A 25165-nucleotide genomic window follows, 5' to 3' on the forward strand; every position below is an offset into this window, starting at 1 on the left:
ATTGGCCTGGTCTCGCGAGCAGAGCTTCGGCACTCAATTCACGGGAAAGGTTCGTTCGATGATCTCGCCGCGATCACCGATCACCTGCGCGCGCACCGACGTGACCACTGCGGCGGAATCAGGAGTCAGCGGAAACACGCGGCCTGAAAACGGCAGGAGGGTCAGATCGATCTGCGACAGGGACTTGCTGCCGCCATCTGCCAGTACAAAATCCCAGCGCGCAAAGCTCACCACGAAAGGACTTCGGTTCTCGGCGGCAATGTGTGTGGCAGCGCCTTCGCGCCTGAGGTGAAACGAGAGTTTGTCGAGAATGGCGCGTTGATCGTGGACCAGGGACGCGGGCCGGTAAAGCAGCTTCAATTGCAGATTCAGAGCCACGTTCAACCGGTTGTCTTCCAGGCCTTCCTGCGGCACGGGCGGCACTTCCAGCAAGTTGAGCCAGAACAGCGATTCCCGGTCTGCGGGCATGGCGCTGCCGTTGTGAAAAATGTTCAGCAAACGTCGATCCCCTCGCTTGAGCAGCACGACCGGAGGGCTCACCAGAAACGGCGCCGTGCTTTTGTGCGGGCCCTCCGATCCGCTATCGATCCAGGCCTGAATGGCCGTCGCCGTCTCGCCCGTGTTCCCCACCATCAGCGTTTTGAAGCGCACGCCCTCGGCAAATACCACGCGCGTCTCGCCCACGACGAACGCCGCGTGGACGTGCGAAGCGGCAATGGCGCAGACGAGCGCAAGCAGAACCCGGGCGATGCGAAGGTGATGCAGGCTGACGCTCATCGGCAGGTCCGCTCCAGCATGGTGATGCCTGCTACCGGGGAGTGGGCCGACGCCGGCGTCGTTGCGTAGTCCAGAGTGCAGCGCTCGGCGGCAGAATCACCCCATTTCACGAGCAACTGTCCGGCGGATTTTTCTGCGCGCAGATAGATCTGGTTGCCCTGCCCGACCATGGCTACCGGCTCGTCGCCGTCCGCGTACACGTCCGCGCCCATCGGAATGCTGGAGCCGCTCGGCAGCCGCACGCGAATCAGCATTGCCCGCCCGCCCGCGTCTGGTACTTGAGCCGCACCAGCGAGCCGGCATACGGAGCCACGCGCTGCTCGCTCGCCAACAGGTCGAAGTCGCCCGTCATGCCCTGGGGATCGAGAGTGATATTGTTGTATCGATAAGGGATCACGCTCGGCACGAGCACGAATCCGTTGTCGTTGACGCGGCCCGATACGCCGCCCCACACGCGCGCACCTTCGGCACCGACAGCCTCTACCAGGGCCGCGGTCTCTCCAAGGTAAGGGCCGAGGGTCAATCCACCCGAATGCACGACGGCCGCGCCCTGGGTTGAGGCACCTAGCTGCCAGTATCCGCTTCCCCTTGATGCGTTCACGCCCAGCGTTGCGTTGTTGAACCGCTTTTGGGCATTGGCGGCGAGGGAACTCTTCGAGCCGTCGTTGCCATGGCTCGCGGTGACGCTGTAGCTCAGGCTGTCGTCATGGGCCTGCACGCCCGAATAGGTCGCCTGAACCTGTTCACCCCGGTTCGCACTGTGAACGGCAGACACAGCGACGTGGCCGGGCCGCGCGAGCGCCGAGCCATCCAGCGGAAAGCTCACCGACAGCATCGCGGTGTTCTCCCTGGCATCTCCCAGCATCGGTGCGGGGATCGGGTTGTTGGTTTGCGACGCCCCGATGCGCTGCCGAGCCAGCGCGAAATTCACACTCACGCCGTTGCCGAAGCTCTTGGAATAGCCGAGTTGCAGATTGTTGTCGTCGCTTCTTCCATTCCTATAGCTGCCGGTGGAAGCTGCGACGTACATGCTGCCCCACTTGCCCAGCGGCTGATTCACGTTGATGTGAAAGCGATTGCGCTGCATGTAGGTCGCAGAGTTCCACTGCGCCGCGCCCACCGCGCGCAGTCCGATCACATCCGACAGATCGCGGTAGCCTTCGGTGGAATAGCGGTAACCCGAAAGCGTCACCACGGTGTTCGAGGTCTGGAACATGCGGCTGAACGACAGGTGCGCCATCCAGCCGTTCATCGCCGGAAGGCCATTGGCCGTGGCACTTGCATAGGTGAAGTCACCACCAAACGCGCCCAGACTCGAATTGAAAACGCCGCCCAGTACGGCTGACCGGTAACCCCCGCGAGACGCAATCCGCCCGTTGCCGTCCATGAATTGCTGAGACCGCGGCTATAGACCGCGTCGAAAAAGTCGGTACCCTCGCCTACTGCGCGTGTGCGACCCAAAGCGATGTCGTATCGCCCCGCGCCTTCGCGAAGCGATTCGGGAACGGCGGAAAACGGCACGGTGAACAATCGCACGCGGCCATCGTTTTCCAGCACCTCCACGTCCAGGTCACCGCTCAGGCTCGTGGCGTAGAGATCGGAAATCTCGAAGCTTCCCGGAGCCACCGTGGTCTGGTAGATCTGGAACCCGTTCTGGCGCACGGTGACGCGGGCATTGGTCTGCGCGACACCGCGCACCACCGGGGCGAAGCCGCGCATCGAGTCGGGAAGCATGCGCTCGTCGGTGCGCAACGTCAGACCGTTGAAACCCAGCGCAGAAAGAAACCGTCCCGACGTGAAGGTCTGACCGACCACCATTTCACTGCCCCAATCAACGAGTGGTCGCTGCACGTAGGTGCGCAGGTTCTGGTAGCGCAGACCACGGTCCTGATCATGCTGCAAAGCGCCTTGCTGACGAAGCTGCCACTGACCTAGATTCATGCCCGCATTGAGCGAGAGATAGGCGGACTGGCGCGTGTACGACTGGCGCCCTTCGGTTTGCACGAGCTGGTAGTTGCCCAGATAGTTCAAGGTGAGCGCGGTAATGCCTGCGTCCAGATCGCCCCGCGCCACCTCGCCTCTCGGTGCCTTGCTCAGGTAGGCCTGCGGCATCGAAATCTGGTATTGCAATCGCCCGCCCTCAAGCTCAGCGGTGGCTCCCGGAAACAGCTTGACGAGATCCGCGCAGGTCTCCTGTGGCGAGACGCGCGGCTCGACGCCGAGTTCGGCGAGCAACGCGTTGTCTATGCAAATCCATTGGCGTCCACTGGTGTCGGCGCGCAGTTCTAGCTCCTTGCGAAACCTGAGCTGCTCGTTGAGGAACACGTCCAATCGATACCTCCCGGCAGGGAGATCCTGCGCGGAATTGAACTGCTCCAGCAGTTGCGGGCTGATGCCGAGACCCTTGAACATTTTCGGATCGAACGACAGCTTCGGCGCGGGCGGCTGGCTTACCTCCTGGGCAGCACTTGCCCAGGGCGGCAATATCGTCATTGCCAGCCAGAACAACAATCTGATTTTCATGGAGTGGCGTTATTCGTTGTCCGCGAAAGTCACTTGACCACCGTGTCGATGGATTCAGTGACTTCGGCTCCATAGTCGTTCACCGTCGATATGGAAATCCTCGCCTTGTCGCGAGCGTGCATTGCCGACCTGAAACCCCAGCGGGCCGTTGCGCGCGGAGCGAGCATTTGCGGCTGCATGTCCACGGGCGCGATCCCCTCGTCTGCTTCGACACGAATCGAATTGATGTTCACGTTGAAAGGCGTGGGATTGCGGATCTCCAACTGCTCCTGTGTCAACCGGTACTCCAGCCTCTTGCCGATGTCGAACGCACCCTCGTGAAGAGCAGCAGGACGATAAAAAATCTTTACCGTGCTCTTTATCAAAAGGATCAGGCGATTCGCCTCTTCCGCCTGCGCCTTGATCGCAGGAATGTGACTGAAGTTCAGGTAGTAGACGCGCTCGATATCCGCAAGCTCGGGATCGGGAAGAATCTTCAGGCGAACCGTTTGTCCGCTTCTCGGCTCAAGTTTGAAGACCGGAGGCGCGACGACGAATGGCAGGCCGGTGTCTTCCGTGGCTCCGGGTGTGCGGCTTGCCCAGACCTGGACCAGAAAGGGATGATCGGAAGGATTCGAGAACTGAATCGATTTCTCCCTGGTTCCCTCGACAACGACGACCCGCGTTCCCTGCATCACGACGCTCGCCCACGCGCTTTGGCGCGGCACGAATGCACTTGCCAGCAGCAGAATCAGTCCCCATGCAAACAATCGACGCATGCACTTCCTTCCAAACTCGAAACTTCAAAGTCAGCCACGCCTGCAGCAGCCTGCATGCGCGGCTTTCAGGTATTGCGTCCCTGTCAGTTGTAGTTGAGCGAGTACTCGGCGATGCCCTGAACCGAGCCCGCCGTTGCGCCACCCTCCTCGGAGATGTACTGCACGCCGAACTGGTGCGAAGCCGAGCTCTGATTGGCGGGCAAAACCAGGCCGGGAACGGATGTCGTCCCGCTCAGGATGATCGCCTCGGTACCGGCGCTGGTCTTCATCAACTGCAGCTGCACCTTGGTTGCGGCGCCGGTCGTGGCGCGATTGCCCAGATTGCCCTTGACGGTCGCCGAGTGGCCCAGAAAGTTGGTGGCGATATTGGTGGGTGTCCCCGCCGTAGGGCAGCCCTTGACTGTCATCGTGAACGGTGTGAGACCCGTGGTCGAGTTCACCGCCGCCAGTGCCGAGGTCGGCACCGTATTGAGCAGCACGATGCCGTTGGTCTGACCATTGACTTCGGCGACGCAGGTCTGAGTCGAAACCTCGCCCTGAAAAGTAATGGTGCTTGCAGCATATGCAAACGCGGGAGCTGCAAAAATCGCCAGAACAGCAAGAGTCTTTTTCATGTAACTTCCTTTGAAGCGTAAATTGACGGAGATGGCGCACTTTGGATGCGACCAGCGACCCACTTGAGGTTGTCGCTCCATATATTTTTAGTTACATCAACGACCCAAACACCCACAATTCCATCCAAAATCGACTTCAAGGACTTAACACTGATTTAAGTCAGTTCTCAAAAATCCGCCCCAGGAACCGAAAGCTTCAAGAGAGATAAATACTCGATTATAGGAATAGTGTGATATGTTCTTGCAAATCTCGACAATCATTAATCACGCACAAACACCTGTCGAATGTACGATTGAGGTCTCACAATACGCGCACAAATATAATCATGACATCACATTCACTATTGGAAATGATTACCTTTCGACCCACCGATTACCAAGCCACAAGCAAGATCCGTTAGATAAATTCAAAACCGGCTTTCGTTGGTAAATTTCCAAAATACCCCTCAAATAGAGCGTCTTTGTAAATCGCCATCCAGCCGAACTCCATAAACGTTCACATATTCCGTTGACGGTCGATGGGAATCATGCGTGGTTACTCAGGCCTGTTCGCCATAAACGACAAAGGCCACGAAGCATTCCTGCTTCGCGGCCTTTTGGGGCTGCGCAATCCACTAAATTTTCAGCGCGTCAGAGATTATTCGGGCGCGCCCTCAATTACCCGCCACCTTCATCTTTCCAATGAGCACCGAGCCGACGGTCTTGGCGCCGTAGTTGTAGGCATCGGCACCCACGGCGACGATGTTAGCAAGCATGTCCTTCAAATTACCGGCAATGGTGATTTCCTGCACCGGAAAGGCGATCTTGCCGTTTTCCACCCAGAAGCCGCTTGCGCCGCGCGAATAGTCGCCCGTGACGTAGTTCACACCCTGCCCCATGAGTTCGATCACGAAGAGGCCCGTGCCGAGCTTTTCGAGCATGGCTTCCAGATCGTCGCCGGGGCGCGTGAGGCGCGAGGTGAGCGTGAGGTTGTGCGAGCCGCCCGCATTGCCGGTCGTCTTCATGCCAAGTTTGCGTGCCGAGTAGCTTGTGAGGAAGTAGCCTTCCACGCGGCCCGCGTCGACCACCTTGCGCGCCTGCACGCGCACGCCCTCCTCGTCAAACGGCGAACTGCCCTTGCCGCCGGGGATGAACGGATCTTCCATGATGTCGATGTGCTGTGGAAAGACGTTCTTGCCCAGCGAATCGAGCAAGAAGGTGCTCTTGCGGTAGAGTGCGCCGCCGCTCACGGCCTGCACGAAGCCGCCGAGCAGGCCTGCGGCCAGGGGCGATTCGAACAGCACCGGGCATTCGGTGGTGGGAATCTTGCGGCTGCCGAGGCGGCTCAGCGCGCGTTCGGCGGCATAGCGGCCAATGGCCGCGGGCGACGCGAGATCCTGCGCGCTGCGCATCGAGCTGTACCAGGAATCGCGCTGCATTTCGGCATTGCGACCGGGCAGCGCGGCAATCGGTGCGACCGACATGCTGTGGCGCGAGCTTGCGTAGCCGCCGCGAAAGCCGCGCGTGTGGGCGCTGAAGAAATGGCTCTGCTGCGCCGAGACGCCCGCGCCCTCACTGTTGGTGATGCGTTTGCTGGTGCCGAGTGCGGCAGCCTCGCACTCGAGCGCCAATCGCGCGGCCTCCTCGCTGGTCACGTTCCACGGGTGGAACAGGCCGAGATCGCGGTGGGTGTTCTCGGGCGCTATGTCCTCGGCATCCGGAAGGCCGGCGACCGGGTCTTCCGCTGTGAAACGGGCAATATCGTATGCCGCCTGAACGGTGCGCTCGATGGCCTGCGCGGAGAAATCCGACGTGCTGGCATTGCCACGGCGGTGTCCCAGATAGACGGTCACGCCGAGCGATTTGTCGCGATTGCGCTCCACGGTTTCCAGTTCGCCCTTGCGCACGCTCACACTCAGTCCACAGCCCTCGGACGCGTCGGCACCGGCGTCGGTGGCGCCCAGCTTTTTGGCGTGGGCCAACGCCTGGTCGACCAGGTCAGCAAAGAAGTCACGGGTGTAGCTGAAGCCGCTGTCGGGTGGAGACCCTGCGGCGCTGTTGGCGTTGGAAGGTGATTTTTTCATATCGGCGGCTATGATACTTGCCACATTGAGCCCCCGTTCGGCACACGACTGAATGGCCGGCGCACTCCATTGAATACTCTCATGTCACGTAAACCCAAAAAAGGCTACTTCGTGCGAGGTCAGTTCGTTGCCGAAGGCAGCGAAATGGACCTGCAACTGAAGGCCGAACTCAGGGGAACCGATGGTTCCACCAAGACCGAACTCAAGCGCGAGAGCGATGAGCTGCAGGATCTGGGCAAGGAGCTGCTCACGCTGCGCTCCGACCTGTTCAACCGCCTCAACCTGCCGGAGAAGCTCGCGGAAGCGCTCGCCGAGGCCAAGCGCATCACGAATTTCGAGGGCAAGCGTCGGCAGATGCAGTTTGTCGGCAAGCTCATGCGCAAGCTCGAGGAAGTCGAGGTCACCGCCGTGCGTCAGGCGCTCGACGAGCAGCGCAACGGCTCGGCCGAAGAAAAGCTCTCGCTGCATCTGGCCGAGCAATGGCGCGACCGCCTGATCGCGCACGAAGAATCACTCGCGACCTGGCTTGAGCAGTTCCCGCGCACCGACACCCAGCAAATCCGCGCGCTGATCCGTCAGGCCCGCAAGGATGCGCCCGAAGACGACAAGGCCGCCGAATCGCAGGGACTGGCTCCTCGCAAGGGCCGCGCCTACCGCGAACTGTTCCAACTGGTGAAGGAGCAGCTCGAAGACGCCAAGACGCAGTCCGACGCCGAATCGCACGAGGACGACGCCTGAGTCATGCGGAGACATCACACATGAGCACGACTTCACCGCCTCTTTCGCATCTTCCGCCGCTGCCCGCCACGCCCGAGCCGGTAAGGATCGGCATCGTCTCGATCAGCGACCGGGCGAGCACCGGCGTCTACGAAGACAAGGGCCTGCCCGCGCTGAAGGAATGGCTGCTCGGCGCGCTGCACAACCCCATCGAATTCGAGGCACGCCTGATCCCGACGAGAAGAATGGCATCAGCGCCGCCCTGATCGAACTGGTGGAGGCAGGTTGCTCGCTGGTGCTCACCACCGGCGGCACGGGCCCTGCCCCGCGTGACGTGACGCCCGAAGCCACGCTCGCCGTGGCCGACAGGGAGATGCCGGGTTTTGGCGAACAAATGCGCCAGATCAGCCTGAGCTTCGTGCCGACCGCAATCCTCTCGCGCCAGGTGGCCGTCATTCGCGGCAAGAGCCTGATCATCAACCTGCCCGGCCAGCCCAAGGCGATCGCGGAAACGCTGGCCGGCCTCAAGGACGCGGACGGCTCGCAGAAGGTGAACGGCATCTTCGCGGCAGTGCCGTATTGCATCGACCTGATCGGTGGCCCCTACCTCGAGACGCGCGATCAGGTCTGCAAGGGCTTTCGCCCCAAAACCGGCATTCGCACACGCGACTGAGAGCGCAAAAACAAAGCCACTGCGCACGAAGCGCAGTGGCTTTCGTTTTCTTCTAGCGCCGTTTCAACGGGTCAACGCGCTCTTGCGATCACGGCGGCGTGAACGCAGCCATGCCAGCGCGCCCACGGCCCACGACAACGTGAGGACCGCACCCGCACCCAGCGAAGGAACGGCCGTGGGCGTGCCTGGCATCACCGGCTCGGCCTTGGTGACGCCAAGGCCACCCGGATCGACGATGAAGCCGTTGGCCGCAAGGTCGTTGTCCCCGTCGCCGCCATCGGTCAGCGTGAGAGTCACCTTGTTGCCGCTGATCTGCGCACCCGCGAACTCATACCAATGCGCCTGCGCGTTGGCCTGGGTCTTGCCGTATTTGTAGTATTTGGCATCCGTGGGCAGCGCCTGCGGATAGGTCAGCTCGACCACCGCCTGCTTGCCCGCTTCGCCACCCTTTAGCGTGAAGCCGGTCACACCGAACGGGAAGCTCAGGTTGTCGGGCGTGCTCGTCGGCACCGATACCGACATCGCATTGCCCGCATCAAAAGCCCAGAGGCCCGTTCCGCCGCCAGTGACCTTCGCCTGCACCACGCCGCTCTTGCCCACGGGGCTCAGTGGCGCTTCCACGGGCAGCGGCGCGAACGTGAAATTGACCGAGCAGTTGCCGCTGACGACGCCCGTGGTGTAGATCGTGCGATCCGCATTCCACGCGCCCGCCGGGCAGTCGCCACCGGGTGCCGCGCCAGTCACCGCATAGCCCGGCTGCGGCGTCACGCTGCAGGCACTGGTCTGACCGGGCACTGCGCTGCTGCAGGACACAGCACCGGCACTCGCCGAATTGGAGGTGCCGGTCACGCCGCCCGAACCATCGCCCACGGTCAACGTGACCGGCTGGGCCATCAGCACATAGCTGTAGGTGCCATCGCCCATCTTGTAACGGTAGCCCGGCAGCACCACGGCTGTGCCGGCGCTCGTGAAGGTGATCGTGCCGTCGGTGGGTGTCTGCGCCGTGGCGGTGCCGCCGAGCAGCACCATCTCGTTGGCACGCGCCGTCGTTGACTCGCCGGTCTGGGTGGTGAGAGTCACCTCCAGCGAGGCCGCTTCGTTCAGCGCGATTTTTGCGGGCAGAGCGGCGGCCTTGATCGCCACTGGAAAATTGGCGGCCCACTTTGCGTAGTCCGTTGTGAGGCCGTGCGTGCCCCAGCTGTAGTACTTGTAGAAGTCGTTGGCAGTATTGAGGGTCCAGGGCCAGAAGGTCGTGCCACGGTGTTTCGCGGCCTCCATGATGGGACGGCTGATCCCGCTGTACGAAGGGTTGAAGGTGGAGTTGTTTTGCTGCGTTGCCTCCAGCACCTTGCGAACGCCATCGCGCACGTCCGCGCCCGCGTTGCTGCTGTTCAGAAAGCCTAGCGTCAGTTCAGGAATCTGCTCGGCACTGAGCTTGAGCTGGGGACTGGAGAACGAGATCGCCACCGTTTGGTCGGCCACGCCCTCTTCCTGTATCTCCTGCTTCAATCGGGTCACCACCGAAGGCGTGCTGCTCTTGATTTCAATGAAGTGCGTGATCGGCTTGTTCTTGAATGCCTTGAAATACTCACGCATGGTGGGGATCTGCAGCCCCTGCGGTTTGGTGCGCAGCGCCTTGACCTGCTCCAGCGTCATGGATTCGATGTTGCCCGTGCCATTGGTCGTGCGAACCACGGAGGCGTCATGCATGATCACCAGATGCCCATCCTTGGTGATGTAGATGTCGTTCTCGACCGCATCGGCACCGGCTGCGACGGCTGCCTGCGCGCTCTCCATCGTGTTTTCATCATGCTCGCCTCCGGCAGGCATGCCGCGATGACCGGCGATCAGCGGCTTGCGCAGCAGCGTGCCTGCGGGCAACTTGCGCATCACATCGGCGAACACCGTGCTGTCGCTGGCGAGCACGCCGTTCACGCCGGTGGTGAGAACCAGCGCCGCATCCTGCGCGGTTCTCGCATCGGACACCGCCCATACCGTGATCAGCAGACGCTGCAGATGGGATACGGTCTCGCGCGTGGCCAGCGCTGCGGGCAGCACGGCGATCTTGGCGCCCGCACGGTTGGTGTCTCCCGTGATCTTCAACACGGCTTCGGTTCCAGCGGTCAGCGCGACAGCCGTGAAATCGACCGCGGTGCGCAGTTGCGGCAACTGGGTCCGTGCATATTTGAGCAGCACGGGATCATCGGACAACAAGGTGATGTCCGCCAGAGTGGGACCACCGAACGAGTATTCGCCCAGCGCATCTACCGTCGCCTGATCCTTCACGCGAAGCACCGGCACGGTCACGCGCCTGGCCTGCGCCAGATAGTCTTCCAGCGTTCCCAGCTTCTGGCCGGAGGCGTCGTTGAGGTTCAGCGCGCTGTCCAGCGTGAACAACGAGTTGCTCGATCCGTCACCCTCTCTGGTCGCAAGACTCGTCATGCCCTGCACCAGCGTTGGCGCCATCGACGCGGCGGTGCCCGTGTCCTGCACCAGGACCGGCAACTCCAGCTCGGGAAGTGGGGTTTTCTGCTCGGTGACCTTCACGCTGTACACGCGCACCAGCGCACCCGAGGTCTGTACACCCACGCCGCCCTTGGCATTCGCGGCGGAGGAAATCGTCGTGTCATGCAGGAGCGTGCCGTTCAGGTACTGGCGCACGCGGTTGCCGTGCACGATCACCGTGGCCTTGTAGCGCTTGTTCTTGCTGATGACCTCCGAGAACGGCTTCTTGCTCTGCACATCCCACGTGCTTGCGGCGCTGCGAAAAGCCAACTCCGTCCCATTGTCATCAAGCGCGCTCTGCCGCACCGCAAACTGGTAGTAAGGCTCGAATTGCTGCTTGGTATTCAGCGGCGAGGTGCGATACATCACACTCGCCCAACGCGAGGTGTTCACCGCACTGTCCATGGTGAATTCCATATCGATGCGGTAGTTGGACAAGGTCTCCAGATTCACGGGCAACATCACGCCGGTCATGCCGGAGGCGTCTGGCGTGCCGTCGATCAACAGATTGCCACCTGTAACCTTGGCCTTGCCCTTCATCTTCGGCTGCACACGCCAGTTGGCCGGAAGCGCTTCATCGGCTACGCCGGAAAAGTTCTCGTCGATGTAGACCGTTGCCTGCGGATCGGCCTTGAGAAATTGAGCCTCCAGAGCCTTGCGTGCTGCGTGGCTGCCGACGGGCGTATCGGACCAGGCCACGGGAGCGGAAAAAGCGAGCAATGTCGCAACGGCGGCGGCCAGTGTTGTGCGTTGTTGCATGTGGTTATGCCTTTTTATAAACGGACAAGTCTTCCCAATGCATATGACAACCATGTTACCCATGGATGACAGCCGCTGTCACAAACCATCTTTCCGCAGACCGGAATCGGTGATTGCGCAAGTCCCGGAGGTTGTATGCCCTAGTCAAAAACCCCGCAACTGCGCCCACTCGCCGAACGCTGCGCGATCGGCGCGCAATGCGTTGATCGGCGCCGCCGTGTCCTCGTAGCCGAGCGCGATGCCGTAGGCCACGCGGTAGGGGTGCGGTACTTCGAGCACGCGCTCCACGGTCTCGCGATAACGCCGCCAGTAGCCTTGCGGGCAGGTGGCCATGCCGCGCTCGGTGGCGAGCAGCATGAAGGACTGCAGGTAGATGCCCAGATCGAGCCACTGCGCGTAGCCCATGCGCTCGTCCACCTGGACGATCACACCCACGGGCGCGCCGAAGAACAGGCCGTTTCGCGCGAGTTGCTCAAGACGTGCGGCCTTGTCTTCGCGGGGGATGTCGATGGTCTTGTACAGATCCTCGCCATTCTTGAAACGGCGAGTGCGATACGGGTCCCAGAGGCTCGGCGGATACGACATATGCGGCACCTCGCCATCATCCGTGGGCTCGGCACTGGTTACCGCCGCGACCAACTGCGCAAGTGGCGCGCCCGCCAGCGCCGTCACGCGCCAGGGCTGGAGGTTGCCGCCGGATGCGGACTGCGCGGCGTCGGCGATCAGCCTGTGCACATCGCTGGAACCGGGAACACGTGGGAGAAAGGCGCGCACCGAACGGCGCTCCTGCATGGCCTGACTGACGTTCATTTTTCGGGAACCTCTGCTCTATGATGGTCTGTGCCAATGTATTCGTGGCAACCAACGCATCATGCAACATCGGCGACAGGCCGCATCGGCGCGGCCCGCTGTGCGTCAGTTTCCCTTGAACATGAAATACGCCAACACGAGCACGCCGAGCGCAAAGATGAGCCGCACGATCCAAGGCGTCACCAACCACGCGCCGAGCGCCAGCAGGCCACGGCTCCAGACCTGCGGGGATTCGAGCGCATTTTGATTGCGCCCTTCCCCTGGTTGCGCGCGCATCGGATAGCCGCATGACGGGCAGGTTGCGGCCTGCGTGGAAATCTCGCGGCCACATTCGGGACATTTCACCAATGCCATGGCTTAGCCTCCCTTGGTCGGTACACCGATCAGAATTTGCACCCGCCGGTTGAGCTGGCGTCCTGCGGGATCGTCGCTTCCGTCGGGCCGGGTATTGGGGCGACAGGTTCACGCTTGCCCAGCCCTCGGTAGCAGCGCGCCGATGGGTTCGCCCTTCGAGCACCTGCGCCACGGATTGTGCACGACGCTGCGAAAGGCTGTCGTTGTACGAGTCGGTGCCCTTGCCATCGGTATGCCCGCGAACCGTGATCGGCGCGTTGGGATAGCTGTCGATGAGTTCGGCTGCGTTGTTCAGCGAGGGCGTCGCATCCGGCCGCAGCTCGGCCTTGTCGAAATCGAACAGCACGTCGGCCGGCAGATTCACCGAGATGGCGTTCTGCACGGTGGGCTCGGCCTTGAGCACCTGAATCAGCTCGCGTGTTCTCTCAAGTCGCTCGGGCGGAACTTCGGCTTCACGCAGCACGGTCTGCGGACCGTCCTTTTTTTGTAGGACGGTCGCCGGGCCGGAAGCGTTGATGCTGGAGGACACGGATTTCGCGTTCAGCACCGTCTGCGGTGCATCCTTCTGCAGCGAAAGACTGGAATTCTTCTGCGCCAAGGGCTGGTTGCTGCGAATCACGTCATACGCCAGAACGTTGCCCGCAGCGAAGACCAGCGCGCTCAGCAAGCACGCGGCAGCGGGCCAGGTAGAGTACTTGCGCTCTCGCATCAACTGCCCTGCAGCGGAAGCTCCATGGCGAGCCCCGGTGCGACGATGTTGTCTTCCTGGTAGCCATCGTTGAACACCAGCCGCAACTTGCGCGCCGACGCCGGTACGGCTCCGAGGAAAACCAGTTGTCCATCCAGCGTCTCGCCCTGTCGCAGCGTCAGGTTGCGATTGCTGTCGGGACGCTTGATCTGCAGGCGATTGTGGTTCTCGTCCTCGAGAAACGTGTCGGCCATGGCCAGCATCGTCGATGCATTGATCCGGTTGGCAAACGAAATGCTCACATCCACCACGGTGGCATCGGCGCCGATTTCGATGCCCTTCACCCGCACGGTGACGCCCGATGGCGACACGCCTTGCACCGACATGGACACCTTCTTGGGCGTCGCGGTTGCAGCCGCAGGCGCTTGCTGCGCTGGCGCAGCAGGCGCCGGCATGGGGGCAGGTACCGGAGCCGGTGACACCGGCGGCGGCGCGACGGTTGCCGGGGGCGCGACCGGCGCCGCAGGCGCTGTCGTTGCGGGCGGGGCAACCTCCGATGCGTTGTCCTTGCATGCTGCCAACGATATTCCTATGGCGACCATCACTGCCACGGTACCCGTGCGGTGCCCGAAACCTGCGCGCATCATTGGATTCATTCGTCAATTCCCTCTGGTTCATTTCCATCGTTTCCATACTTTCAGCGGATCCGTATGCTGTTGACCTGCGAAGGAACCGAGCCCGGCCCCTGCGCGCCGCCGTCACTCTGGCCCGCGCAGTCCTCGCTGCGCACGTCGGTGGCGTTGTGGCCCTGCACGATCACGGTGCGGCCCTTGAGGCTCGCGCCGTTCACGTCCACACTGTTGACCGATACCGATCCATCACCCGCACAGCGCACGTTCGTGGCGGTGTTGTTGGTGACCGTAATGCGATTGCCGGGCGCGCTGTCGGCACGCATCGGAGCTTGCGCGGGCGTCCGCGCAGCGCGACCGGGGTTTTGCGCGGCCTCGGCATCCTCAGCGGTGCGCGGGCCGATTTTTCCCTGCGGTCCTATCGGACCATTCGGGCCTGTCGCCAAGGCGAGCTGTCCGCCCACCAGCGACAGCAGCGCGACGGTCAACGAGCAACGCAGCCCACGCCAGCCCGGCTTGCTGGCCTGGCTTCCCGAATTGTCATGTGCGTCGTGTCGATGCATGCCGATCCGCCTTTCCCATGGGTTGTTCACTGGGCACGCGTTGCAGGCACGCCCGGTAAAACGGTTCCCGGAGTGGGTGCGCCCACGCCGGGGATTCTTGCTGCTGGCGAGGGCGCCATTCCGGGCAGCGACGGATTGTTCGTCGCAGGTGCAGCGCTATGTCCCGCCGCTGCGGCATTCTCGGCGCCGCTTGCGGGATCACCGGATTGCCTGCGGATTTGCGCTTCCAACTGGTCCGCAAAGCTCACCGCAAGCGCCACTTCCTCAAGCGCCATTTCGTTGCCAAGCTCGCTGATCATCGTGACCACATTGCGCTGCTGCGCGCTGCCGGGTGGCGAGAGACGCTCCACCAGACGCGCGTAGCCGAGCGCCTTCACATTGTCCTTGGGAACGCCCTGACCGGTACGATTCAATTCCGACAGTCGCTGCAGCGCCATCGGATCCCGCGCACCGCCGCGAGCAGATACCAACGGTATGCCTGACCGAGATCTCCGAGCCCGGTTCGCGGATTGCGGTAAGCCTCGCCGACGAACGAAAGCAACTGGGGATTCTGCGTGGTCAATGCCTCACGCTTGAGGCGTTCCAACTCGTTGCGATACAGCGGTGCCTGGCAGCCGAGATCCGTCACGCCGCGCTCCAGCGAGTCGTTGCACGACTGCACGAATCGTGCAGCGGTGGCCGCTGAAGGTGCCTGCTGCTGGGCTGCCTGCTGCGCCGCTTGTTGCTGTTGCTGCTGGGCGGCTGTCGCCGCTGCCCCCTGTGGAGAAACCGTGGCTGCGTTCTGAGCCAGGACCGCAATGGGCAGTGTCGTCATCAGGCATGCAATCAACCCGCCAACGACGGGGTGGCGCATCATCATCGGCGGTGGGAGTGAACGTCTCATGTGCCGGCCTTTTGCGAAGTACGACCACCTTGCGGTGCGGGCGCGACGGACGCATCGGCGGCCTTGGTCGCGGGCTCCAGCGTTCCGTCCCAGGCCATCGGCACACCGAAGAACAGCGGCTCGAAGCCCTTCCATTTCATCACGTCGACCGGGCCGAGTGCCGCATAACGTTCCGAATACACGGCCTGCAGAGCGGCCTTGGTTTCCTCGTCGAGTTGCTGCGTGACCTGCACCGGCTGGCCGTACTTGCGCAGCGTGACCTGAATGAGGCCGAGCTTGAGTTCAGGTGCCAGCGACTCGTAGGCCTTCTGCATGTTCTCGACCACGACCGGATCGGGCTTGCCGCCGGGAATGCAACGCCAGTAAGGTGTGTTCGTGGCTTTCCCGACAAGCTCGAGCACGCTCAGGTCCACCAGCGTGCGGATCGCGGAATGCCGTCCCTGCAGATATTTGCCTTCGAGCTTGAAACCGAATGCGTTGCCATAGAAGCCCAGGCTGCCATTGTTTTCGGTGCTCAGATTGAGCACCTTCACCACGTTCGATGCCTGGATCCGCGGCACCATTTGCTGCGTGCTGAAGCTCACGAGGTTGAGGTCGAGCGCGAGCGCAGAATAGATCGCCGTCCGCTTGACGTCGGCGCCGATATCGGTCTTGCCATTACCGCCGCCGAACTGGATGCCCACGGAGTTGGAACGCCCCGCGCCTGCGATGGCGCGATCGAATTCCGTGAGTGCGCCGGTGATGAGAAAGTCGGGCATGGTCACGCCGAATTTGGCACCAAGCTGCGCCTGCGAAATCAGGTAGTCTGGATGGTAGGGAACGTACACGATGTGCGCGCCGATGCGGTTGACCGCCGTGCGCACCATCTCGGTGATGTCTCCGGGAATTTCGGCGCCGACCAGGGGGTTCGACAGATTGGTGGCATCGGAGATGTTGCGCGTCTGCATGTAGATGATCGGATCACCATCCTTGTAGACGTCGAGCATGCGTCCGAATCGCGCGAGCGACGATGCATATGTGCTCAGATTGTTGACCGGCTCCAGCTTCTCCGAATCACGTTCCTCCATCAACGTCGAAGCATCCTTGAGCGCGTTTTCCGTGGAAGCACAACCCACCAAAGCGGCCATCATCGTTGCGAGGGCCGCTCGTTGCATCAGAATTTTCTTCATGTTTTGTAGTTGCTTGTTTTTGCATTCAAGGGCATCCCTTCCATGTTGGACGGGATGCCCGCTATCTGCGCGCGTAGACCGCAGTCTCAGCGCGAATTGAGTACCGTGATGTTCTCCACGCCACGCCCTTCCACGTAGAGCGTGACGTTGCCACTCACGTTGCCCTGAATCACCGGACTCGCGATACGCAGCGCCCCGTCAGATCCTCGCTGCACGTTGTTGTAGTCGGTGCGAATCACGACGTTCTGCTGGCGATCCGGGAGCTTGAGCGTGCCGTCGGGTTGCACCAGCGCGCTCTGATCCACCAGGGAGTTCTGGGCAACGGCGCGGTTCACACGCGCCTTTGCGTTCACCGCGGGGAACACACCGTCGATCAGTTTCACGCCGGTCGATGCCATGTCCTTGTAATTGCCCAGTTGCTCGTTGTAGTTCACCATTTGTGCCTGTGCCGCCAGGCTGGCGAACACGAACACCGCGCCCGCGCACAGCGCGCCGAGCGGGCGAGCCATGCGCTGGGCGCGCCGCGCAATGGGTGGGGTCTGATGTCTCATGGTCAGTCCTTTCGTTGGAAATCAAATGCGTGGCTCATGGGGTGCGGTTCAGTTGCTGACGATGTTGAACGCAGGCACCACGGTGACCGAGTTGTTCACCACGCCGACAGAGGGCGTGACATAGGTGTAGCCCGGATTGGCGGCAAACGCGGCGTTGCCGGCAACGCCCACGACGCCGGTGACGGCGCCACCGATGTTGCGCACGCTGCCCGACGTGATGCCTGCCGCCGATGCCGTGTTGTTGCCAACGATGGTCACGGCGCCGGTAATCACGCCCTTGTTGATGACCGAATTGGATACGCCGCCCGCCACCGAACGGCCCTGATTTCCGGCAATGACGACCGCGCCGGTCATCACGCCATCGTTGATGAGCGAGTTCACCTTGCCACCCATGGTTGCGCTGCCACGGTTCCCGGCAATCACCACCATGCCGGAGAGCTGACCCTTGTTTTCCACGCTGTTGACCGTACCGCCACCCGTGGCGCTGCCCTGGTTGCCGATCAGCGTGATGTTCGCGGCCGCGATGCTGCCCTTGTTGGAGACGCTGTTGACCGTGCCGCCGCCCCGGGCCGATCCCGAGTTCGCCGCGATCAGTATCTGGCTGGCCTTGATCGAGCCAGAGCCCGTGACGCTGTTCACGGTGCCACCGCCATTCGTGGTTCCATGATTGCCGAGGATCGTGATGCTCGACGCTCCGACGCTGCCATCCACCGTGACGCTGTTGGCCGTGCCATCGCTTGCCGAGCCGCGATTGCCGAGAATCGCGATCTGACCGCCGGTGATCGAGCCCCTGCCGGTCACACTGTTGATCGTGCCGCCCCGGCTGGCCGATCCCTGGTTGCCCAAAATCGTGATGCTGCTCGCGCGGACCGAGCCCTCGGTGTCCACGCTGTTGACCGCGCCTTTTTCGGACGATCCATTGTTGCCCGCCACGGTGACGCTCGATGCCGAGACGCTGCCGCCCTTGCGGCTGCGCACGCTGTTGGCCACCGCATCGCCACTTTCCGCGCGCGCGCCGCCCCGGTTGGCAAACACCTGAATCGAACTGCCTTTGATGGATGAAGATCCTTCGGCCGCAATACTGTTGGCGAGCGCCGTCTTGCCGTTGCTGGCGCTGGTCTGACTGCTGTGGTTGCCAATGACCATGGCATTCAGAGCGTTCATGTCGGCACCGTCGTCCTGCACGATGCTGTTGGCTGCGGCCAGGCCCTTGGTTGCGCTCAGATTGTCGGCGGTGTTGCCAACGAGCTGGAAGGTCGCGCCGCGCAGGCTGGCGAGCACCTGAATCGCATTGGCGTTGGCCTGGCCCACGCCCTTGTCGATGGCGTGGCCGATCAGTGTCTTTTCCTCGCCCTCACTGCGCAGGTTGGTTGCCGTGTTGCCGATCACGTTCAGGGTGCTCGACTGAACCTTGCCGCTTCCATTGACCGCGACCGCGTTGGCGTTCATGCGACCACCCTTCGCGCTCAACTGGCGCGCGGTGTTGGCCGTGATCTGCACCGGCGTACTGCGAAGGCTGACCGAATCGGGCCCTTCCATGTACACCGAGTTGGCAGCAAGAATGCCGTTGGTCTTCGATCCCATGCCCAGCGCCTGGCTCGCGCCGCCGCCGGTGCTGATGTTCTCGCCGGTGTTGCCGAGTATCGTCACGGGGCTCGACTGGATTCGCGCACCGCGGTAGGCAGCCAGGGCATTGACGAGCGCCGTGCCACCGCCCGCATGCACGCCGTTCGCGGTGTTCGTCGAAATCGCCCATGGCGACGCGGTATCCATGTGCACGTCCTCGTGCAGCACGAGCGAATTGGCCGCGGCGCGCGCGTTGCTTGAATTGCTCACCAGACCGCCCGCTCCCGACGTGCTCTTGGCCGTGGTGCTCATGTTGTTCGCCGTGTTGTTGACGATGGCGCCATTGGCGGAGAGTTGCGCCGCCGTCGCTCCACCGCTTTCGAGCGCGACACTGTTGGCCATCAGCGTGCCGCCACGCGCGTTCAGATTCGAAGCGTTGTTGCCCACAATGTACAGGTTCTTCGCATCCAACTGCGAGCCTCCTACCGACAGCGAATTGGCAAGAGCCACCGAATCCTGGCTGGTCGAGTACAGCAGGCCCGCGCCCACGCTTGCCGAGCCGCCCTTGGACTGCACGTTGCGCGCCTCGTTGTTGGCCAGTGTCACGGTGGTCTTGTTCACACGCCCTTCGGTGACCGCGAGCGAATTGGCAGCGGCCATTCCGCCGAGGCCGGTCACGTTGGTGCTGGTGTTGCCCGTCACCGTGACCCTGGATTGATCCACGGTCGATTGGCGATCCATCGCCGCCGTGTTTCCAAGCGCGCGGCCATTGCGATCCGCCGACGCCACGATACCGGCGCCCACCGAGCCCGACATGCCCGTGGTGCGAATCTGATGGGCCGTGTTGTCGGTGATTTGAATCTGGCCGCCCTTGACGGTCGCGTTGTCGAGCCAGATGCTGTTGGCCGCAGCGCCGCCGCCCGTGGCGACCACATCGCTGGCCCGGTTGTTGTCAACGCCGTGCACCGGGCGATTGGTCAACTCGCCCTTCTGCACGGAAATCGCATTCGCCAGCGCCGCAGCCGACACGCGAACCTCGGCCAGCGCGCCGCCCAGGATCGATCCTTCACCGCCCCAAGCATTGACGTTGCGCGCCTCGTTGGAGGTCAGGCTTGCCTGGTATCCGGAGCCTCCCAAGCGGTGATCGGTAAAACTGACACTGTTGGCAAGCGCGCTGCCGCCGGTCGTGGTCATGTTTTCCGCGCGGTTGTCGGCCAGCGTCAGTTGGGCATTGCGCAACTCGCTCGATGCGATGGCCGCCGTGTTGGCTGCGGCGACACCCGTCAGATTGACCTGCGCAATCGTGCCACGCCCGATTCCGGCGCTGCCGCCACCAGCGCGAATTTCCTTCGCGTGATTCGACGTGCTCAACACCTGTGAATCCTTGATCGTGCTTCGCGCCGCAGTCAGCGCATTCGCGAGCGCGGAGCCGCCAATCGATGTCACGTTGCTGGCCTCGTTGTCCGTGAGCGAGGCCCTGACGTTGCTGAGTTCCGTCGCATCGGTGAGTACCGTATTGACCGACGAGCGGCCTGGCATTTGCAGCGAGCCCGTCCCCAGCAGCACATTGGCCTTGGCACCGAGCGCATCCACATTGCTTGCGCGATTGCCCTGAACCAGCAGTTGGGTGGAGCTCAAGGGCTTGCGTCCCTCACCGCTTGCGACCAGCACCATGTTGGCCGACGCCGCGCCGCCGAACGCGTTCACGAATCCGGTGACCTGATTGCCCAGCACCTGGAGCTGCGAGTTCTTCATCTGCATCGCAGCCACACCAATGCCGTTGGCCTGCGCGGTACCGACCAGATCGATGTTCATGCCCACATTGGCAAGCAGGGAGCCCTTGAAGCCCGAGCCTGTCACCGTTGCCGGGGATTTGTTGCCAAGCACCAATGCCTGGCTGCTGGAATCCATCTCGGTTCCAGCGCTGTTCTTGTGCCAACCGAGGCCGGTCAGCATCGATTCCTGCGCAACCGCCTGCGGCGCGCCCACTACCGAAGCGCCCAACAGGCCCAAAGCGATCCAGTGCTGCTGTGTCTTTCGCTTTTTCTTGCTCACGCCAAGCCCTTCGAAAAATTCCATGAAGCCCTTGCACGGGCCGTTTCAAAGCCATTCGCTGCGCGGTGGACGAGAGTGGTGTGGGAGCGCCTTCAAGCGGCTGCTCCCACACGCCTCTACCTGGTCCCAGGCGCCATCAGTTGATGTTGACGCTGTTGACGTTGGCAGTGCCGCCAATCGCCGTGACCCTGTTGGCCTCATTGCCGATGACGTTGATTTCCGAGTTGTGAACCTTGGAGCCGGTGATGTTCACGCTGTTGACGTTGGCCACGCCGTCGAGGGTGACGTCAGCGACCTTGATGCTCGCCTTGCCGCCACCTGCGGTGATGTCGTTCGCCTTGTTGTTCAGCACGTTGATCTTGCTGTTGAAAATCTCCGAGCCGGTCGAGGCTTTACCCGAAGCCAGGCCGGGAATCGTGATGTTTCCGCTATCGGCAAATGCCGCGCCACAAGACATGGCCAAGAATGCAATAGCAGTGGTAGCAATCTTTCGCATTTTCAGGATCCTTTGGGAAGTTGAAGTTGAATCGAAAAGCAGCCTTTGCGGCTTGCAGGCGGATTCTTAACGATTGAATATCCTGTGGAAGTAAGAAAGCGTTCTCCCAAATCGTGGAGTCCAGCGGTCCAATATCGCGCTCTCACCCCAAGAGAAATGAGGCCATTAGGGAATTCGCCTACAAGAACTCGCGAATGCTATCAAACTTACAACTCCATAACGGTATTTACAACAAGCGAAGAAGTAAATGAATTGCAAGGAAAATCAAACACTTCATAACAAAGAAGCTGCGGCTTCTACTGCCTAATCGCATTTGTTCGAACGGTTTCCAGCCAGATCGAGTGAATTTTCCAGAGGCGACATCCCTGTATTTTCAAATGATGAAATGGAAATTTCGCCATGGATTCAGCGAAAATCATTCATTCAAATTTCATTTAAATGTCATACGACTTTAATATTCATGCGATATATAGACAATAAAGCGCTTTCCATAATCGCCGCGATATTCACCCTGACCGCCTGCTCGCCCCAATCGACTTCGATGTCCGGAATCAGTTTCCCGGAGGACGCCAAGATTGCCGAGGCGCTTCAGACGCAGCTCAAGAACGATCCCAACAGCGCGACGGCTCGTGAACTGGTGCGTACACTGGGTGGCGAAAAGGGTTCGCTCAAGTTCCTGATCAAGGACGTGATCTATCGCCAGGGCGCATACGAGGTGCATTACGACGCCGCCTTGGTGATGGGGCAGGCCGGGACGGACAGCCTGAAGGCGCTCTACGCCGGGATGGTTCCCGAAGCCGACCGCACCAGGCTCACGCCGGATACCCGGGAGACCTACGAAGCGTGGCTGAAAAACCAGGCCGAAACGCTTCAGAAAGACCCGGCCCGCAAGGCTGCGGGCGATGCGCTCGCAAGCACCGTCGAGCTGCTGAACCAGTGTTACCAGGACGCTAAGCCGGGCGCGGAAATACCGGTCATGCAGGGCCTTGGTGCGCTTCTGTCACCTGCGCGCAGCGGCCTCTACGCCGAGAAGCTGCCTCGCGCGGACATCACCGTGCGCTGCCTGCCGATGTAAGGATTTCGCTGGGCGTTGGCCCGGCGTGCTACTTGCCCACCAGATCGTTGAGCCGCGCTGCCTCGAAGTTTTCGCGCTTGGCGGCGTCGCACGGCACGCAGTCGCCGACTTCTTTGGGCGCGGCCGTGCTGAGCTTTTCGATGCTCTGCCACAGCAAGGCAATCTGGCGCTCCTGCGCGGCGGTGTGCTCGATCAGGCCGCGCATGGCCTGCGCAAGCGGATCGTCCTGTTGATGTTCGATGCCGTAGGCGGAAAACGGCGCGGGACTGGTGGACGGCATCGCCGACGCGCCGGAACCCGCGCCCGGCAGCGGTGCCGCCTGTTCGGGCATCGGGGACGCGTCGGTGACGTCCGCGCTCTGCCCTGCTTTGGACGGAATGATGCGCGCCGGTATGCCTACGGCGGTCGCGCCTGCAGGCACGGGCTTGATGACCACGGCGTTGCTGCCGATCTTGGCGCCGTCGCCGACCTCGAAACCGCCGAGCACCTTGGCACCGGCGCTGACCACCACGTCCCTGCCCAGCGTCGGGTGGCGCTTTTCGCCCTTGTACAGCGAGGTGCCGCCCAGCGTCACGCCCTGATAGATCGTGCAGCCATCGCCGATCTCGGCGGTCTCGCCGACGACCACGCCCATGGCGTGATCAAAGAACACCCGGTTGCCGATCTTCGCGCCCGGGTGAATCTCGATGCCGGTCAGCCAGCGTCCGATGTGCGAGATGAAGCGACCCAGCCATTTGAGGCCGTGATTCCAGCACCAGTGCGCGAGTCGGTGCAGCCAGATGGCATGCAGGCCCGGGTAACAGGTGATCACTTCCCAGGTACTGCGGGCAGCCGGGTCGCGCTCGAGGATGCACTGGATGTCGGATCGCAGGCGGTCAAACATGAAGATGAACTATCTATATTCGTTTTTGGGAATTGGAGTCTAGCGTTTTGGCTGTGCGCACCGGATCATCGCCTTGGCAACACCGCGAAGGATGTGGATTTCCTCGGGGGTGAGTTGCGCGCGATTGAAAAGCTGGTTCAGACGCGGCATGAGCTTCTTGGGCGCGGCCGGGTCGAGAAAGCCGATCTCGGAGAGCGCCTGCTCCCAGTGGTCGAGCATGCCCGCCACCTGAGCCGCATCGGCGCGGTCGGCGGGCGCCGTGGCCTCCTGCACCTCGTAGCCGCCAAGCGCCTGCCGCCAGTCATAGGCCACGACCTGCACCGCCGAGGCCAGGTTCAGCGAGCCGAATTGAGGATTCGTCGGAATCGACAGCGCAACGTTGCAGCGGTAGACGTCGTCGTTGGACATGCCAAAGCGCTCGCAGCCAAACAGGAACGCGACGCCGGTTTCGTTGAATGCGGCAGCAGCCTCGGCATCCGGCGCCTGCGAGAGCCTGCCGTTCACCAGCAGTTCGAAATGCTCTCGTGGCGTGCGCGTGGGCGGACCAAAGTCGCGCGGGGTCATCGCGGTCGCGCAGAGGTGACTGATGCCGTCGAGCGCCTCGTCCAGCGTCTCGACGATGCGGCAGTTCTCCAGCACGTCCAGCGCCCCGCTCGCGCGCTGAACGGTTTCTTCCTTGCGCAGCACGTTCGGCCAACGCGGAGCCACCAGCACCAGGTCATCGAACCCCATGGTCTTGAGCGCGCGGGCGGCCGCGCCGACATTGCCTGCATGGCTGGTGTTGATGAGGATGAAGCGGGTTTTCATGGCAGACAGGCGAATCGGGCGTGCGGCGACGCGAAGCCCTCGATTGTCGCCGCTTTGAACGCCTGACGAAAACTCGCGGGACCGAATCGCTATGCGGCAACGGCAGCGGCGCTCACCCGCGCACGTCGGCGTGCGCGCCACGTCCGCAGCAACAGCCACACGGGCAAGAGCAACACGCCCAGCACCACCAGCCAGGGCAGCAGCGCTGCCACGCCGATCACCATGGTCTGCGCGCTGCCGGTCAGCGCATTCCATGCGCCTGTCCAGGTCTGCAACCACGGGCTGTAGGTACCCGACAGGACGACCCGTTGGGGCTGAAACTGCATCTGCACGAACTGTTTGACGGTCTCCTTTTCCAGCAGCTTGCGCTGGGTCTGCGCGGCATCGATCTCGGCCTGCACCTGCGAGAGCGTGTCACGGATTTCCATCAGGTCGCTCAGCTTGCGCTTGACGTCGCGCTCGCGCAGCAGCTCGCGCAGGGAGTCGCGGTATTCGGTGCGGTTCTTGATTCGCGCCTCCACGTCGATCACTTCGCCCGTCTTGTCTTCGCTCGAAGTCTGGTGCTGGAGCACCTTGGCCGTGCTGCCGAGCGCATCGGTCAGCATTGCGAAATCACGCGGATTGACGCGCATGGTCAGATAGGCCGAACCCGCGGAATGCGAGGTTTCGCGCTGCAGCGCCGATGCTTCGACCTGACAGTCAAGCTGCTCGCAACGCGCCTTGACCGCGCCCCAAAGCCCCGCGAGATCGGCAGCCGGTGCCTCGATCTGCAGGTGATGGCGAACGGCCAGAAACCGTTGCACTTCGTCAGCGCTCGTGGGTGACGACGTCGCGGTGAGCGACGCGGGCGCAGGTGCGGGTGCGGGCACCGCTTCGGCCATGCGCCTGCGGACGTCGCCACCCGCAGCCATTTTCTGCGTCATCTGCGCCACTTGCTCCGCGCCGCGCGCGTCCACCTCGACAGCCGCCGGGGAATCGTTGCCATCCTGCGGCGAACAGGCCGCAAGCAACGCCCCCGCCACCAACACACCGAACCCGGCGCGCGCGAGGGACTGCCAACGCGCAGAAACGCCTGCACGAACGGATGAGATCACTGAATCATCAGGACCATGAACGGTGGGTTGCTTGCACATGAAGTTTTCTCCGGATCACCACAATTGGTACCCACTGAATCGTGGCGTCGGCAGAAACGGGGTGATTGGCTTACAAAAAAACACAAGCATGCAAAAGTCGGCGAACCACGCTAG

21 protein-coding genes and 3 pseudogenes are annotated in these 25165 nt (G+C 62.2%); 3 read left to right on the plus strand and 21 right to left on the minus strand.

Annotation, left to right across the window (positions count from 1 at the left end):
- Nucleotides 1-33: 33 nt before the first annotated feature.
- From H9K75_RS05440 to pmbA, 6 genes and pseudogenes are all read right to left on the minus strand, one after another.
- A complete protein-coding gene (locus H9K75_RS05440; protein WP_187725052.1) occupies nt 34-777 on the minus strand; it encodes a fimbrial biogenesis chaperone in 744 nt (247 codons plus the stop codon).
- Entirely contained in the window at nt 774-1031 is a 258-nt protein-coding gene (locus H9K75_RS05445) for a FimD/PapC C-terminal domain-containing protein (RefSeq protein WP_187725053.1), read from the minus strand. The genes H9K75_RS05440 and H9K75_RS05445 overlap by 4 nt, the downstream gene beginning before the upstream one ends.
- Nucleotides 1025-3300 (minus strand): annotated as a pseudogene (locus tag H9K75_RS25435) (fimbria/pilus outer membrane usher protein). The gene H9K75_RS05445 and the pseudogene H9K75_RS25435 overlap by 7 nt, the downstream one beginning before the upstream one ends.
- A gap of 29 nt (nt 3301-3329) precedes the next feature.
- Complete coding sequence (locus tag H9K75_RS05460) at nt 3330-4058, minus strand: fimbrial biogenesis chaperone (RefSeq protein WP_187725055.1); 729 nt, start codon at nt 4056-4058, stop codon at nt 3330-3332.
- Between the two features lie 83 nt (nt 4059-4141).
- Nucleotides 4142-4672: a fimbrial protein gene (locus H9K75_RS05465; RefSeq protein ID WP_187725056.1), complete on the minus strand. Its 531-nt coding sequence runs from the start codon at nt 4670-4672 to the stop codon at nt 4142-4144.
- A gap of 653 nt (nt 4673-5325) precedes the next feature.
- The gene (pmbA, locus tag H9K75_RS05470) at nt 5326-6735 is read right to left on the minus strand and encodes a metalloprotease PmbA (RefSeq protein ID WP_187725057.1); all 1410 of its coding nucleotides are present in this window, start codon (nt 6733-6735) and stop codon (nt 5326-5328) included.
- A gap of 81 nt (nt 6736-6816) precedes the next feature.
- On the opposite strand from pmbA, the gene yjgA reads away from it, so the two are divergent.
- Both yjgA and mog read left to right on the plus strand, forming a co-directional pair.
- On the plus strand, nt 6817-7473 hold the full coding sequence (gene yjgA, locus H9K75_RS05475; protein WP_187725058.1) for a ribosome biogenesis factor YjgA: 657 nt from the start codon (nt 6817-6819) through the stop codon (nt 7471-7473).
- 20 nt (nt 7474-7493) lie between these two features.
- Nucleotides 7494-8125: pseudogene (mog, locus tag H9K75_RS05480) on the plus strand (molybdopterin adenylyltransferase).
- Between the two features lie 63 nt (nt 8126-8188).
- Here mog and H9K75_RS05485 read toward each other — a convergent pair.
- The 12 genes and pseudogenes from H9K75_RS05485 to H9K75_RS05535 form a co-directional block, all read right to left on the minus strand.
- On the minus strand, nt 8189-11389 hold the full coding sequence (locus H9K75_RS05485; protein WP_187725059.1) for a glycerophosphodiester phosphodiesterase family protein: 3201 nt from the start codon (nt 11387-11389) through the stop codon (nt 8189-8191).
- 144 nt (nt 11390-11533) lie between these two features.
- On the minus strand, nt 11534-12199 hold the full coding sequence (locus H9K75_RS05490; RefSeq protein WP_187725060.1) for a nitroreductase: 666 nt from the start codon (nt 12197-12199) through the stop codon (nt 11534-11536).
- A gap of 105 nt (nt 12200-12304) precedes the next feature.
- Nucleotides 12305-12553, minus strand: coding sequence for a zinc ribbon domain-containing protein (locus H9K75_RS05495; RefSeq protein WP_187725061.1), 249 nt, complete (start codon nt 12551-12553; stop codon nt 12305-12307).
- Nucleotides 12554-12767: 214 nt separating this feature from the next.
- A pseudogene (locus tag H9K75_RS05500) lies at nt 12768-13262 on the minus strand (OmpA family protein); the annotation flags it as partial.
- The gene (locus tag H9K75_RS05505; protein ID WP_226858542.1) at nt 13262-13897 is read right to left on the minus strand and encodes a DUF4352 domain-containing protein; all 636 of its coding nucleotides are present in this window, start codon (nt 13895-13897) and stop codon (nt 13262-13264) included. The gene H9K75_RS05505 and the pseudogene H9K75_RS05500, both read right to left, overlap by 1 nt.
- 41 nt (nt 13898-13938) lie before the next feature.
- Nucleotides 13939-14433 carry a hypothetical protein gene (locus tag H9K75_RS05510; protein ID WP_187725062.1) on the minus strand — a complete coding sequence of 165 codons (495 nt, stop codon included), beginning with the start codon at nt 14431-14433 and terminating at the stop codon, nt 13939-13941.
- Nucleotides 14434-14459: 26 nt separating this feature from the next.
- Entirely contained in the window at nt 14460-14870 is a 411-nt protein-coding gene (locus H9K75_RS05515; protein ID WP_226858543.1) for a hypothetical protein, read from the minus strand.
- Nucleotides 14843-15316: a hypothetical protein gene (locus tag H9K75_RS23550; protein WP_226858544.1), complete on the minus strand. Its 474-nt coding sequence runs from the start codon at nt 15314-15316 to the stop codon at nt 14843-14845. Before H9K75_RS23550 ends, H9K75_RS05515 begins: the two co-directional genes overlap by 28 nt.
- Complete coding sequence (locus H9K75_RS05520; RefSeq protein WP_226858545.1) at nt 15313-16485, minus strand: CsgG/HfaB family protein; 1173 nt, start codon at nt 16483-16485, stop codon at nt 15313-15315. Before H9K75_RS05520 ends, H9K75_RS23550 begins: the two co-directional genes overlap by 4 nt.
- Before the next feature lie 86 nt (nt 16486-16571).
- The gene (locus H9K75_RS05525) at nt 16572-17036 is read right to left on the minus strand and encodes a hypothetical protein (RefSeq protein ID WP_226858546.1); all 465 of its coding nucleotides are present in this window, start codon (nt 17034-17036) and stop codon (nt 16572-16574) included.
- Nucleotides 17037-17084: 48 nt separating this feature from the next.
- On the minus strand, nt 17085-20681 hold the full coding sequence (locus H9K75_RS05530; RefSeq protein WP_226858547.1) for a beta strand repeat-containing protein: 3597 nt from the start codon (nt 20679-20681) through the stop codon (nt 17085-17087).
- 112 nt (nt 20682-20793) lie between these two features.
- A complete protein-coding gene (locus tag H9K75_RS05535; protein ID WP_187725063.1) occupies nt 20794-21153 on the minus strand; it encodes a hypothetical protein in 360 nt (119 codons plus the stop codon).
- Between the two features lie 541 nt (nt 21154-21694).
- Between H9K75_RS05535 and H9K75_RS05540 the strand changes: the two genes are divergently transcribed.
- Complete coding sequence (locus H9K75_RS05540; RefSeq protein WP_226858548.1) at nt 21695-22228, plus strand: hypothetical protein; 534 nt, start codon at nt 21695-21697, stop codon at nt 22226-22228.
- A gap of 28 nt (nt 22229-22256) precedes the next feature.
- Here H9K75_RS05540 and cysE read toward each other — a convergent pair whose 3' ends face one another.
- From cysE to H9K75_RS05555, 3 genes are all read right to left on the minus strand, one after another.
- Nucleotides 22257-23111 carry a serine O-acetyltransferase gene (gene cysE, locus H9K75_RS05545; protein ID WP_187725064.1) on the minus strand — a complete coding sequence of 285 codons (855 nt, stop codon included), beginning with the start codon at nt 23109-23111 and terminating at the stop codon, nt 22257-22259.
- A 39-nt stretch (nt 23112-23150) separates the two neighbouring features.
- Nucleotides 23151-23918 (minus strand): RNA methyltransferase, encoded by a 768-nt coding sequence (locus H9K75_RS05550; RefSeq protein ID WP_187725065.1) that lies wholly within the window; start codon nt 23916-23918, stop codon nt 23151-23153.
- A gap of 89 nt (nt 23919-24007) precedes the next feature.
- Nucleotides 24008-25012, minus strand: coding sequence for a DUF4349 domain-containing protein (locus H9K75_RS05555; protein ID WP_187725066.1), 1005 nt, complete (start codon nt 25010-25012; stop codon nt 24008-24010).
- Between the last annotated feature and the right edge of the window lie 153 nt (nt 25013-25165).

It is taken from the genome of Diaphorobacter aerolatus (assembly GCF_014489535.1).
In the GTDB taxonomy this organism is placed as follows: Bacteria; Pseudomonadota; Gammaproteobacteria; order Burkholderiales; family Burkholderiaceae_C; genus Diaphorobacter_A; species Diaphorobacter_A aerolatus.